This window comes from Rhodobacter maritimus, assembly GCF_058747975.1.
Window position 1 is genome coordinate 343,823 of the sequence record NZ_CM179095.1, and the last position, 12,380, is coordinate 356,202.

Annotated in this window: 14 protein-coding genes and 1 tRNA gene; 3 read left to right on the forward strand and 12 right to left on the reverse strand. The window is 61.7% G+C overall.

Features of this window, described 5'->3' with window-relative positions:
• Window positions 1-10: 10 nt before the first annotated feature.
• Genes ttcA through rpmH form a run of 4 tightly spaced genes read right to left on the reverse strand, consistent with a single transcriptional unit; the run spans window position 11 to window position 1,798 of the window.
• On the reverse strand, window positions 11-901 hold the full coding sequence (gene ttcA, locus AC4PTO_RS01740; protein ID WP_492731306.1) for a tRNA 2-thiocytidine(32) synthetase TtcA: 891 nt from the start codon (window positions 899-901) through the stop codon (window positions 11-13).
• On the reverse strand, window positions 894-1,136 hold the full coding sequence (gene yidD / locus AC4PTO_RS01745; RefSeq protein ID WP_492731307.1) for a membrane protein insertion efficiency factor YidD: 243 nt from the start codon (window positions 1,134-1,136) through the stop codon (window positions 894-896). The genes ttcA and yidD overlap by 8 nt, the downstream gene beginning before the upstream one ends.
• Window positions 1,133-1,642 (reverse strand): ribonuclease P protein component, encoded by a 510-nt coding sequence (rnpA, locus tag AC4PTO_RS01750; protein ID WP_492731309.1) that lies wholly within the window; start codon window positions 1,640-1,642, stop codon window positions 1,133-1,135. Before rnpA ends, yidD begins: the two co-directional genes overlap by 4 nt.
• A gap of 21 nt (window positions 1,643-1,663) precedes the next feature.
• Window positions 1,664-1,798 (reverse strand): 50S ribosomal protein L34, encoded by a 135-nt coding sequence (gene rpmH / locus AC4PTO_RS01755; protein ID WP_073061402.1) that lies wholly within the window; start codon window positions 1,796-1,798, stop codon window positions 1,664-1,666.
• 291 nt (window positions 1,799-2,089) lie between these two features.
• On the opposite strand from rpmH, the gene AC4PTO_RS01760 reads away from it, so the two are divergent.
• Together AC4PTO_RS01760 and AC4PTO_RS01765 are read left to right on the forward strand one after the other, a co-directional pair.
• Window positions 2,090-3,493 (forward strand): sensor histidine kinase, encoded by a 1,404-nt coding sequence (locus AC4PTO_RS01760; protein ID WP_492731310.1) that lies wholly within the window; start codon window positions 2,090-2,092, stop codon window positions 3,491-3,493.
• 99 nt (window positions 3,494-3,592) lie between these two features.
• Window positions 3,593-3,669: transfer RNA gene (locus tag AC4PTO_RS01765), tRNA-Arg, on the forward strand.
• Between the two features lie 172 nt (window positions 3,670-3,841).
• On the opposite strand, the gene AC4PTO_RS01770 is transcribed toward AC4PTO_RS01765, so the two are convergent.
• Genes AC4PTO_RS01770 through AC4PTO_RS01780 form a run of 3 tightly spaced genes read right to left on the reverse strand, consistent with a single transcriptional unit; the run spans window position 3,842 to window position 5,890 of the window.
• Window positions 3,842-4,594, reverse strand: a complete 753-nt coding sequence (locus tag AC4PTO_RS01770; protein ID WP_492731311.1) for an HNH endonuclease — start codon at window positions 4,592-4,594, stop codon at window positions 3,842-3,844.
• A 9-nt stretch (window positions 4,595-4,603) separates the two neighbouring features.
• On the reverse strand, window positions 4,604-5,347 hold the full coding sequence (locus AC4PTO_RS01775) for a hypothetical protein (RefSeq protein WP_492731313.1): 744 nt from the start codon (window positions 5,345-5,347) through the stop codon (window positions 4,604-4,606).
• Window positions 5,348-5,350: 3 nt separating this feature from the next.
• Window positions 5,351-5,890: a hypothetical protein gene (locus AC4PTO_RS01780; RefSeq protein WP_492731314.1), complete on the reverse strand. Its 540-nt coding sequence runs from the start codon at window positions 5,888-5,890 to the stop codon at window positions 5,351-5,353.
• Window positions 5,891-6,139: 249 nt separating this feature from the next.
• Here AC4PTO_RS01780 and AC4PTO_RS01785 point away from each other — a divergent pair, with 249 nt between their 5' ends.
• Window positions 6,140-6,460 (forward strand): H-NS histone family protein, encoded by a 321-nt coding sequence (locus AC4PTO_RS01785; protein ID WP_492731316.1) that lies wholly within the window; start codon window positions 6,140-6,142, stop codon window positions 6,458-6,460.
• 328 nt (window positions 6,461-6,788) lie between these two features.
• Here AC4PTO_RS01785 and AC4PTO_RS01790 read toward each other — a convergent pair whose 3' ends face one another.
• Genes AC4PTO_RS01790 through AC4PTO_RS01810 form a run of 5 tightly spaced genes read right to left on the reverse strand, consistent with a single transcriptional unit; the run spans window position 6,789 to window position 12,323 of the window.
• Window positions 6,789-7,973: an acetate/propionate family kinase gene (locus AC4PTO_RS01790; protein WP_105234937.1), complete on the reverse strand. Its 1,185-nt coding sequence runs from the start codon at window positions 7,971-7,973 to the stop codon at window positions 6,789-6,791.
• On the reverse strand, window positions 7,970-9,364 hold the full coding sequence (locus AC4PTO_RS01795) for a bifunctional enoyl-CoA hydratase/phosphate acetyltransferase (protein ID WP_105234938.1): 1,395 nt from the start codon (window positions 9,362-9,364) through the stop codon (window positions 7,970-7,972). Before AC4PTO_RS01795 ends, AC4PTO_RS01790 begins: the two co-directional genes overlap by 4 nt.
• Window positions 9,365-9,409: 45 nt before the next feature.
• Window positions 9,410-9,667 (reverse strand): hypothetical protein, encoded by a 258-nt coding sequence (locus AC4PTO_RS01800; RefSeq protein ID WP_105234939.1) that lies wholly within the window; start codon window positions 9,665-9,667, stop codon window positions 9,410-9,412.
• Window positions 9,668-9,684: 17 nt separating this feature from the next.
• Window positions 9,685-10,449, reverse strand: a complete 765-nt coding sequence (gene fabI / locus AC4PTO_RS01805; RefSeq protein ID WP_105234940.1) for an enoyl-ACP reductase FabI — start codon at window positions 10,447-10,449, stop codon at window positions 9,685-9,687.
• Window positions 10,450-10,481: 32 nt separating this feature from the next.
• Window positions 10,482-12,323, reverse strand: a complete 1,842-nt coding sequence (locus AC4PTO_RS01810; RefSeq protein WP_211096435.1) for a PHA/PHB synthase family protein — start codon at window positions 12,321-12,323, stop codon at window positions 10,482-10,484.
• Window positions 12,324-12,380: the final 57 nt, after the last annotated feature.

The following is a 12,380-nucleotide window of genomic DNA, read 5'->3' on the forward strand; positions in this document are numbered from 1 at the left end:
CAGCGAGGGGTTAATCCGGATCGCGGAGTTTCGGCGGCATTTTAGTCGATTGCAGAGGATCTTCGCCGCTCTCCGCCCCGCGCATCAGGCCCGCGAAATCGAACAGGCCGGGGTCCAGAAGATGCGAGGGCCGCGCGTTCATCAGCGCGCGGAACATCACCTGCCGCCGTCCGGGCGTGCGCGCCTCCCACCCGTCAAGGATCTGCTTGACCTGCTGGCGCTGCAACCCGTCCTGAGAGCCGCAAAGATCGCAGGGAATGATCGGATAGTTCATCGCGGTGGCGAATTTCGCGCAATCGGCCTCGGCTACGAAGGCCAGGGGGCGATAGACGAACAGATCGCCTTCCTCGTTCACCAGCTTGGGCGGCATCGTGGCCAGCCGTCCGCCGTGAAAAAGGTTCATGAAGAAGGTTTCCAGGATGTCGTCGCGGTGATGGCCCAGAACCACGGCCGAACACCCTTCCTCGCGGGCGATACGGTAAAGGTTGCCGCGCCGCAGCCGCGAGCACAGGCTGCAATAGGTGCGGCCCTGCGGGATTTTGTCTATCACCACCGAATAGGTGTCCTGGTATTCGATCCGGTGCGGCACGCCCATGCGTTCGAGGAATTCGGGCAGGACGGTGGCGGGAAAGCCCGGTTGCCCCTGATCGAGGTTGCAGGCCAGAAGCTCGACCGGCAGAAGCCCGCGCCACTGCAATTCGTGCAGCACGGCCAGAAGGGTGTAGCTGTCCTTTCCGCCCGACAGGCAGACCAGCCAGCGGGCGCCGCGTTCGATCATGCCGTATTTCTCGATCGCGTCGCGGGTTTCGCGCACGATGCGCTTGCGCAGCTTGCGGAACCCGGTGGACGAAGGGGCGCCCGCGAACAGCGGGTGGATCGGGGTGGCGTCGTCGTCAAGCATCGGGATCGTCCTTGGCTGGCGGAACGGGGTCGTAGCCATGCCCGCCCCAGGGATGGCAGCGGCAGATGCGATGCGCGGCAAGATAGCCACCCCTGATCGCGCCGTGCTTTTCCAGCGCCTCGAGCGCATAGGCCGAGCAGGTGGGCTGATAGCGGCAGCCATGCCCGACCCAAGGGCTGAGGATCAGCCGGTAGGCACGCACGGGCAGGGCAAGGGCGTGGGCAAGGGGGCTCATCCGCGCCCCCTGCGGCGGCCTTTCGCGGAGGCGGGGCCGCCATCTGGGCGCGGCTTGCGCGGGCGGTCGGAATGGATCTCGGGCAGGGCGCGCTCCAGATCCGCGATCAGGGCGGCGAAGTCGCGCGCGATCGTGGCCTCGGGGCGGCCGACCAGAACGTAATCCCATCCGGGCAGGGCAAGGCGGGGCAGGACCGCGCGCGCAATCGCGCGCAGGCGGCGCTTGGCGCGGTTGCGCGCCACCGCATTGCCGATCTTTTTCGAGCAGGTATAGCCCACGCGCACCAGATCGGGCGCGGCGGCATCCTCCGGGGCGCGTTGGCGCGCCTGAAGCAGGAAGCCCGCGGTACCCTGCCGCCGGGCGGATGCGGCACGCAGGAAATCCGCACGCTTGCGCAGGGTCTCGATCCTTGGCGAAACCATGGCCTTCGGACAAACGGAAACCGCCGGTGCGCTTCCCGCGCTCCGACCCTCTGGGCCAGTCACGGGAGCCTCCGGCGGTGTCATGCCTTGCGGGCCGTTCCGGCCTTAGGCCGAAAGAACCTTGCGACCCTTGGCGCGGCGGGCGTTCAGCACCCGGCGGCCACCCTTGGTCGCCATCCGTGCGCGGAAGCCGTGGCGGCGGGCGCGAACAAGGTTCGACGGCTGAAAAGTGCGTTTCATCGCGATCACTCCGGTTCAGGCACCCAAAACCGTCCGGATTCGAGAGCCGCTGTCATTCGAAGCCCGGTCTTTAGTCGGGCTTGCCCGCCAAGTCAATTCTCTGGCGGGATTTTTCGCGCCCTGTCGGGCAGAAAGCGCGATCACGGAAATGCTTCAACGGGTGGCGGGCTTTCGCCGGAGCGTCGGCGCACCTATTTATTCGGCGAAGGGTTTGGTATCTCTTGCAAATACGAAGGTGGCGGGGGCCGGCGGGCCATGACGGTCCGGCGGCCCTGTCCAAGCGGGTTGTGTATGGCGCTGAATACTCTTTCCGGGCGTTTCCTGATGCTGACGACGGTGTTCGTCATGCTGGCGGAGATTCTTATCCTTTTGCCATCCCTGGGAAATTTCCGGCAGGACTATCTTCTGACGCGCCTGGAGCGTGCACAGATCGCCTCGCTTGCGCTCTTGACGACGGATGAGCTGATCGCGCCCGAGCTTGAGTCCGAACTGCTGGAGAATGCCGGCGTGTTCAACGTGGTCCTGCGCCGCGATGCGGTGCGCCAGCTGATCCTGTCCTCACCGATTCCGAACGCGATTTCGGCCACCTATGACCTGCGCGAGGCCACGCCGGTCAGCCGGATCGGCGATGCGCTGGCCCTGCTTGTGCAGTCCGACAACCGGGTGATCCGGGTCATCGGCGATCCGGTGCGCCAGGGCGGGTTGCTGATCGAGGTCACCATGGAAACCGCGCCGATGCGCCTTGAGATGATCGAATACGGGCTGCGCCTGCTGACGCTTTCGGCGGTGATCTCGGTGCTGACGGCGGTCTTGCTGTTCCTTGCGGTGCGGCGGCTGATGGTGAACCCGATCAAGCGGGTCGTGGCGCATATGTCGGCCTATGCCGAGGCGCCCGAGGACGCGCGCCGCATCATCGCCCCCGAGGCCCGCATCGCAGAGCTGCGCGTGGCCGAGGATGCGCTTGCCTCGATGCAAAAACAGCTGACCGCCGCGTTGCGCCAGAAAGAGCGGCTGGCCCAGCTGGGGCAGGCGGTGGCCAAGATCAGCCACGATCTGCGCAACATCCTTACCACGGCCCAGCTTTTCGCCGACCGGATGGAGGAAAGCGACGACCCGGCGGTGCAGCGCGCGGCGCCCAAGCTGGTCAACTCGATCTCGCGCGCGGTGAACCTGTGCGAAACCACGCTGGCCTTCGGGCGCGCCGAGGAACCCCCGCCCAGCCTGTCGCGCTTCATGCTGTCGGGCCTTGTGGCCGATGTGGTCGAGGGAGAGCCGCGCACCGCCGATGCCACCCCGGTCGAGTTCGTCACCGACATCGCCCCCAACCTCGTGATTCGCGCGGACCGCGAACAGCTTTACCGCGTGCTGTCGAATCTTGTGCGCAACGCCCGCCAGGCGATCGAGGCCACGGGCCAGCCCGGCACGATCGAGATCGGCGCCGGTGAAGAACCGGACGGCTGGTGGATCCGCGTGCAGGATACCGGCCCCGGCCTGCCCGAACGCGCGCGCGACCACCTGTTCAAGCCCTTCTCGGGCGGCACGCGCAAGGGCGGCACCGGGCTTGGCCTTGCCATCGCGGCCGAACTGGTGCGCGGCCATGGCGGGCGGCTGGAACTGGTGCGCACCGATTCCGACGGGACGGAGTTCAAGCTGCACCTGCCGCAGGAGCTTGCCCTTGCCGCCCCGGCGGGCTGAGGCGCGGCCCGCGCGGCAAGAATTGGGCGGGGAATGACATGCGGGGCGTTTTAGCCCTTGCAAAGCCCCGGCGCGGGGGCTAAATCCCACCTCCACAGCGGACCCGTAGCTCAGCTGGATAGAGCACCAGACTACGAATCTGGGGGTCGGGCGTTCGAATCGCTCCGGGTCCGCCATTTGCCTTTGATTTCATTTGCATAATTCTGTTTGATCCAGAATTACCCATCATAAAACCCATCATCTTGATTTCACTTGAAGACTCAGCGTTAGGTTCGTGACTCTCTTTGCCCAGAGTTCGTCTTATCGCCATATCTTTTAGCATCCGTGGGCCGGGCATCCGCAGATATTCTAATCAGAGAAAACACAGCTTCTGTGCCAGTTCAGAAACCTTCGGTGTTCGTCGGTCAAGACGATTGGACCGTTAAAATGAAGTGCGGCACGCCCCTGATCGCTGAGGCTTTTCGAAAAGACCGGACTACCGTCATCGCCGAAGGTAACCAGACCGCTATCGAATACGGCATCCCAAAGAGCCGACAGAAGCAGGCCGTTATGGACATCCAGACGCTCTGCGTCGTTTTCACAGTCGCGCCATGGCTTGATGTGAGAGGCACGGAGAAGCGGCTTGTCGACAATCCCGGTCAGAGGGCATCGCCCCCGCCAGTATTTGATCAGACGCTCACGAAAGATGTTCTGGCCGACACGCTGAACCACAAGGCGTTCCGCCTCCGTCGTCTTCGGCAAGTTCTTTGTGCGGTGAAGAAACTCCTGAAGTGGTGCGTCGGGAAGGCTTGCGGCAAGCTCGTAAACTCTTGGCATCACGCCATAAAGCTGTGGCAGAGAGGCAAACCGGAAACGCGCGAGGCCTGGTCCTGCAGCATCAGACGCCTCAATCCCGATCTCTGCAATGACCCCGGCGTGATCCAGGGCGAGGAGCCACGGACCGGAAATGTCCCGAGCAAGCCAGATCGACCCCTGCGCGGTCGTCGAACTGTACCGCTGCCACCCATCGATTTCGCCATGAGGGCGCCGGAAGCCGTTCTGGTAGGTAACCTTGTCGCATTCCTGGCGGGTCACGAAGGATTGGCGGCTTTCAAGGATCATCGCGCGACCTCACCAATAGCGCCGTGGTGGATGGCGTTGCAGCAACCCGGCAAGCTCACGGAATTCGCTCTGAAACCACGTCCGGTCTTCCTCCCAGTCAGCGACGGCAAATCTCTGGTTGCTGCGACCGCCTCGCAAGTCGGCCAGCATTTTCAGATGCTTGTCGATTGAGTGAAATCGTTGGTGCGTCGCAGGAGCGCCCCAGGCCTGGTATTTTGCATCAAGGTCGGCCGGGATCTCGATCCGGAAGCAGACGTCCAACCGCCTTTGCCGTTCACGGCTGGCAAGGCCGCGAGTTTTTCCTACCCTGTAACCCACATAAGCCAAGGGCGAGCGGTCCTCGCCGACGAAGGAGCCGTCCAGAAAGGCGCGCATGTCCCGCTGGATATCCGGGGGGATCGGCCGTTCTACCAGCGCATCGTGTTCCTTCCGGGCTCTGTCGCGCTCTGCCTGTTCTCGGGCATCGGCCTCGGCTTGTTTGCGTCGTGCCTCTTCCTTCCGGCGCTCATCTTCCGCTTGAACACGGCGCAGGGTGCCAGACACCGCAGGCAGCCTGCCGAACCACCGGAACCGGCCAAGCCTCAAGAACAGCGCATCCCGCTGCCACCAGATCCATTTCGGCCCGTGTTCGGTCAGGTTTGAAATCAACCACCACAGCAGGATCAACAAGGCGATGACGAGCAATGCCGGGAAGATCATGAACAGCGCCACGACAAACCCGATCCACAGGGCCGCCTTGAGGTATGGGTGCATCCCCTACATCCCCATCGCCGTGAATTCGCCGTTCGCTTCCATCCGGTCCCAGGCTTCGAGGACGAGTCGGCGGGTGCGGTATTCGCCGTGTTGGCGGATTTCCTTTTCCTTGAGGACGCGGAAGGTTTCCGAGGGGTAGTCGGGGCCCTTCACGTCGGCGGGGTCGAGGATGTAGCGCAGCTCGTCGCGGGTCAGGCCGTAGGCGCGGGCGTAGAAGGCGTCGAGATCGGCGCGCAGGAGGGCGCGGCGGTCCTCGTCCCAGGCGAAGGGCGGGCCGTCATGGCCCAGATCGCGGGCGAAGGGGGCGAGGCTGTGCGAGGTGTAGGTGAGTTCCAGCACCTTCGGCGTGATGAAGGCAACGCGAGGTTCGGTGTAGAATTCAGGCGGGCAAACTGGGCATTGCTCGAAAGTTCCCTGCGGAATGCTCGGCTGGCTCAGGCTGTTTCGAAGGCAATAATCAAAAACCAACGAGTTTATGTTTCCCGCCAGCTTGGCTTGATCAGCGGATTGAAGCCCGACGAGCAATATCCATCCGTAGGTCATCGGAGAGTTTGGCAGAATAGGGGATTTGTCAGTCGAAGGGATGGCCCAGAAGACAGAGAGATGCGGGGAGCCCATGACAGACCATGTCTCCTTGCCAATCGGGACTGTGTGACCCCCAGTTCAACACCTCCCTGGTGGCGATATGGCGACCAACAACCTTTGCCACCCCTGCCCTTGCCTTGCGGGAGTTGCGGCCCCCTGTCGCGACGGGCTATCGATATCGGGACATTCAGGACACGGACCGCATCAATGGCTGATTACGATCTCGAGGCACTGTCGCTCGGCGAGCTGAAGAAAATGCAGAAGGACGTTGCCAAGGCGATTTCCACCTATGAGGATCGGCAGAAGGCGGAAGCCCGCGCCAAGGTGGAAGCTCTCGCCCGGGATCTGGGTTATTCCCTGGCCGAACTCGTCGTCGCCGAGACGAAATCCTCTCGTGCACCTGCCGCACCAAAGTACCGGCACCCTGAGAACCCGGCGCTCACCTGGTCCGGTCGGGGGCGCAAACCGCAGTGGTTCGTGGAGGCGTTGGAGGCGGGGAAGACCGCGAGCGACCTAGCCATCAGTTGAAGGCTGAATCTTCGCGATCGGCCCGGAGCTGCCGTTCGACTTCATTGCAACGAAGGTCCACTTGGAGCCCAAACCGGAAGTGCCAGTTTCTCGCTGCGCGTGCTCGCAGCAGGAATAATGCCGCAAGGGCGTAAGAGAATGCGCTGCCACGCAGCAGGAAAACTGGTCGTTCACGCTGGCTACAGCAAATCTGAAATCACGAACTTCCACAGCGCGGATTTTCCCGCTATTTGCGACTGGCCCTGAAAAGTCCAGGCGCAGAGGTTCGCCACATACTTCCCCGGGGAGGTTGCGGCCGTGTGTTCTGGGCAAGAAGCCAATTACTCGTCTACCTGAGCGCGACCGTTTCGTTCGTGGCGTTGGCTATGACGGTTTCTTCATCCGTTGGCAAAACCAGCACATCAACGGAGGATTGCGCGGAACTAATACAAAGCGAATTGCCGTCATTGCAGCTTGGATCCAGATCGACACCGAGATATGCAATTCGGTCACAGATCAACCTGCGGACCTGCGCTGAATTTTCACCTATCCCTGCCGTGAAAACGATCGCGTCAAGCCCGCCAAGCGCCGTGACCAGGCCGCCAAGAACGCTGGCCGCCCGGAAGCAGAACAACTCGATCGCCTCGCGAGCTCTTGGATCGTCGCTTTGTTCCAGATCCCACATATTGTTGCTGATCCCCGACACACCGAGAAGCCCGGAGCGGCGGTAGAGCAGCGTCTCGATCTCGGTCGCGTTCAGACCCTTGCTTTGCATTAGGTACAGAACGACGCCCGCATCCAGCGCGCCACAGCGCCGCCCCATCATCAGCCCGTCAAGCGCCGTAAACCCCATGCTTGTCTCGACACTTTGCCGGTTCTTCATGGCGCACATGCTGGCGCCGTTACCGAGATGAGCGACGATCACCCGGCCCTCGGCCCTTTCGCCAAGATGATCGGGCAGAATTTCTGCGATATACTCATAGGAGAGCCCGTGAAAGCCATAGCGGATAACCCCTTCATCGCTCAGATCCCGCGGCAGGGCGAACAGTTGGGCAAGCGGGTCCTGTGTTCGGTGAAAGCTCGTGTCGAAACAGGCGACTTGGGGTAGTGCGGGCTGCAACCGCGATATTGCGCGGATGGCAGCAAGGTTGTGTGGCTGATGCAGCGGTGCGAGGGGAATCAGTCGTTCCAGCTGGCTCAGAACTGCGTCATCGACGACAACTGGCTTGGAGAAATCACGTCCACCGTGAACGACTCTGTGCCCGACGGCGACAAGTCTTCTGTCCGCACGATGCTGTGCCAGCCAATCCAGAAGGAGCGATATCAACTCTTGATGATCGGCTGCGGCGTCGATGTTCTTCGGCATGTCCATGTCGATCGCGGCACCATCGGCGCGAATTGCAGAGAAGACGGGATCACGTCCGACACCCGCCACCTTGCCGCGGATCAGAGGAGCCGTGTTCGCACCTCTCGGGTAGACGGCGAACTTGATACTCGACGAACCGGCATTGAGAACCAGTACGACGTCCGTCATGACACGACCTGTTTCGCATGGTGGATGTAGAGCTGTGCCATTGCCGACGAGGCAAGCCGCGACATCACGCCGTCGGCCCGACTGGTCAGGATGATCGGGACACGAGCACCAAGAACGATCCCCGCAGCCTCGGCGCCGGCAAGGTGAATCAGCTGCTTGGCGATCATGTTGCCTGCCTCGAGATCGGGCACGACAAGGATATCGGCGTCGCCTGCCACTTCCGAGACGATGCCCTTGGCCGCTGCAGCCGACTTCGACACGGCGTTGTCGAAGGCCAGGGGACCGTCGAGCACTCCGCCCGTGATCTGGCCTCGATCCCACATCTTGCAAAGTGCCGCTGCTTCGATTGTCGACGGGATTTTCGGATAGACCGTTTCCACCGCCGACAGGATCGCGACCTTCGGCCGGTCAACCCCGAGCGCCCGTGCCAGATCGATGGCGTTTTGCACGATGTCGCGTTTGGTACCGAGATCGGGAAAGATGTTGATCGCCGCGTCGGTCACGAAGAGCGGTTTGGGATAGTGCGGCACGTCGAGCGCGAAGATGTGACTCATCCGGCGTTCGGTGCGCAGGCCCGTGTCGCGATCAACGACAGGGTCCATCAATTCGTCGGTGTGCAGCTTGCCTTTCATCAATGCTTCGGCCTTGCCGTTGCGGACAAGCGCGACGGCGCGCTCGGCGGCGGCGTGGCTGTGCGGGACATCCACGATCTCGATACCTTCAAGGCTAAGGCCGGCTTCTTCGGCAACCACATCGAGTTTTGCCCTGGGTGCGACAAGGATCGGAACGATCAGCCCCTGGCTTGCCGCCTCCAGCGCGCCTGTCAGTGACAGTGCGTCGCAAGGATGGACAACCGCAGTGCGAACCGGCGCCATCGCATGTGTCGCAGCGATCAGATCGCGATAGCGTGCGCCTCGTTCATGCAGATGCACTTCGGGCAGGACGATGCGGGGACGGCGGACTTTTTCGGTCGGTGCAATGACCTCGGCCTGCCCCGTTATCGCGGTCTCACCGTCCTGATTGACGCAAAGGCAGTCAAGCTTCAGCCGCTTGGTCTCGGCATCCTTCGACGCCACGGTCACGCGAACCGTCACGGTATCGCCCAACCCTACGGGCCGACGAAAGCTGAGATTCTGGTTGAGGTAGATCGTGCCGGGGCCAGGCAGTTCGGTGCCCAGAACAGCCGAGATCAGCGCGCCGCCCCACATGCCATGCGCAATGACTTCGTGAAACATGTCCGAGCGGGCGTATTCCTCGTCGACATGGGCCGGGTTCACATCGCCCGACATCACCGCGAAAAGCTCGATGTCATCGGTCTTTAGCTTGCGGGTCAGCTCCGCGCTGTCGCCAATCTCGATTTCGTCGAATATCTTGTTTTCAATGTATTGCATGGGGCAGCTCCTGTGCACCAGGCCGGCATACGGAGTGCATCCGACCTATTCTCGGTCGGATTTCTTGTCGGCCTCGATTTTTTCGGCGACCGCCTCGACGTCCCGAAAGGCGTCGCCGCCGGAAAGATCGCCGTCGACATGGGCAACCTGCTTGTCGTTGATCTTCAGATCGGCCTCGCCCCAGGGATGGGTGTTGATCTCCAGTTCATCATTGCCGACAGTTGCGGTGAAACGTTGTTCGGTGGCGCCTTTGCCGGTCGGAAAGGTGGTGTCCGGCGTCCAGTTGATAGACTTCTTGGTCATGAATTCTCTCCTTTGGTTCAGGACATGACGTGATATCCGGCGTCGACGTAAGAAATGTTGCCGGTTACATTGCGCGCGGCATCGCTGACAAGGCCCGCGGCCATGTTGCCGACATCCTCGGTGGTCACCAGCCGCTGCTGCGGCGCGCGCGCCCGAGCCTCGTCGATCAGCGCATCGAAATGTGCAATTCCCGAGGCCGCGCGTGTCATCAGCGGGCCCGGCGACAGGGCATTGACCCGGATGCCTTCAGGTCCGAGTTCAGCCGCCATGTATTTCACGCTGGCCTCCAGCGCCGCTTTCACTGGCCCCATCACGTTGTATTGGTCGACGACCTTTTCGGCACCGTAATAGCTGACCGTCAGCAGGCAGCCCCCAGCCTTCATCAGCGGTCGCGCCCTGCGCGCGAGCCGCATGAACGAGTGAACCGAGATGTCCATCGCTGCGCCAAAGCCTTCCCGCGAACAATCGACAACATTGCCGTGCAGGTCTTCCTTCGGACAATAGGCGACCGAGTGCAGGACGAAATCAAGCTGCCCCCAAGAGGAGGCAATGGCCTCGAACAGCGCATCCATGTCCGCGTCGGCTGTGACATCCAGCGGCATGAAGATTTCAGCGTCCAGCGCCTCGGCGACCGGTTGCACAAAGGGTCGCGCCCTTTCATTGAGGTAGGTAACTGCAAGTTCGGCCCCCTCCCGATGGAAAGCGCGCGCGCAGCCGCTGGCGATCGAATGTTCGTTTGCGATCCCGACCACGAGACCGCGTTTTCCGTCAAGCAAGCCCATCTCTGTTCTTCTCTTTGTTGTGCGGCAGGTGTCTATTTCTGATGAACGTAGGTTCCCGGCGCGTCGGCCAGGGCATTGCCCATGGCGGGCGGGGGGACAGGCTTGCCTGACCGTTCTTCAAGCCAGGACACCCATTCCAGCCACCACGAGCCATCCTTCTTCGGTGTTTGTGCGGCCCAGCTTTCGGGATCGACATAGCGGTCATCATGGCGTGTCGTGGCAATCTGATAGCTGCGGTTCTTGTGGCCGGGCTCCGAAACAATGCCGGCATTGTGCCCACCGCTGGTCAGCACGAAAGTCAGATCGGTATCGAGATAGAGATGCATCTTGTAGACCGATGGCCAGGGCGCCACGTGGTCCTTGACCGTGCCGACGGAAAACACCGGAACCCGGATGTCGGTCACCGAAATCGGACGTCCCTCGACGACGAAGCGCCCTTCGGTCAACTCGTTGTTCAGATAGAGCGACCGGAGGTATTCCGAATGCATCCGGAACGGCATCCGCGTGCCGTCCGCGTTCCAAGCCAGAAGGTCGAACATCGCCGGTTCGTCGCCCATCAGGTAGCTGTGAAGGATCCGCGACCAGACCAGATCCACGGAATTGATCATCTGGAAGGCCCCGGACATCTGCGTGGTGTCGAGATATCCCTGATCCCACATCATGTCTTCGAGGAAGGTCAATTGGCTTTCGTTGATGAACAGCTGCAACTCGCCCGGCTCGGTAAAGTCGATCTGCGAGGCGAAATAGCTCAGCGATGCGAACGGATCGCCGCCGTCGCGGCCGATGGCGGCGGCGGCGATGGACAGCAGCGTGCCGCCGAGGCAGTAGCCGACGCCGTGGATTTTCTGATCCGGCACAATGCCCTGCACCGCGCCGATTGCATCCATGACGCCCATCTTGCGGTAGTCGTCGAGCCCCAGATCGCGATCCTCGGCACCCGGATTGCGCCATGAGATCATGAAGACCGTATAGCCCTGGTCGACCAGGAACTTCACCATCGAGTTTTCGGGCGAGAGGTCGAGGATGTAGTATTTCATGATCCACGCCGGTACGATCAGGATGGGTTCCGGTCTGACCTTGTCAGTGGTCGGCGTGTATTGAATGAGCTCAATCAGATGGTTGCGATAGACCACTTTGCCGGGCGTCACGGCAACCTCGTGGCCGGGCCGGTAGGCTTCGGCCCCGGCTGGTGGCTTGTCGTTTTGCAGGCGGTCCAGATCGTCGAGCCAGTTCTGAAAGCCGCGCACCAGGTTCTGCCCGCCGTCCTCCAGGGTCTTTTCCTGCACTTCCGGATTGGTCAGAAAATAGTTCGACGGCGAAAACACATCGAGGAACTGCCGGGTTGCGAATTCCATGACGTTTTCGTGTTGTCTGGTGACGCCGCGTACGCCTGTTGTCGCGTTGTGCCACCATTGCTGATTGAGAAGGAAGGACTGGTAGAACAGGTTGTAAGGCCATTTCTGCCAGGCGTCCCCGCGGAACCTCCGGTCTTGCGGCAATGGCTCGATACAGGGAGCGGTTTCATCGCTGTTGACGGCGCACGTCGCCGCATAGCGTGCAAGCCGCATCCACTTTCGAAACGCCTTCTCCGACAATTCGAACTGCTTTCCGGGAGATGTTGCCAGATGCGCCAACCAGTCCAGATAGGCACCGGCGAGTGCCGCGGGCGACAGACCCATTGTAAATTTGCCCATCCGGGCTTTCAGCGCGCGATCCAAAAACTCAGGCAGATCGGTATCCGGAAATGGCTTATTGCCAGCTTCCTGTTTCGGCGAATCCAGAGGATCAGAGAAACCAAGTATTTTTCCGCCCGACCCGGCCTTGGCGCTAATCTCGTGGGGCATATTGGCGGCTTTGGGTATTGCATGGCCCATCGCTTGGCACCTTCTGTATGGTCCGCGCCGGTTTAGCGATGCCCGTTTAACGATCAT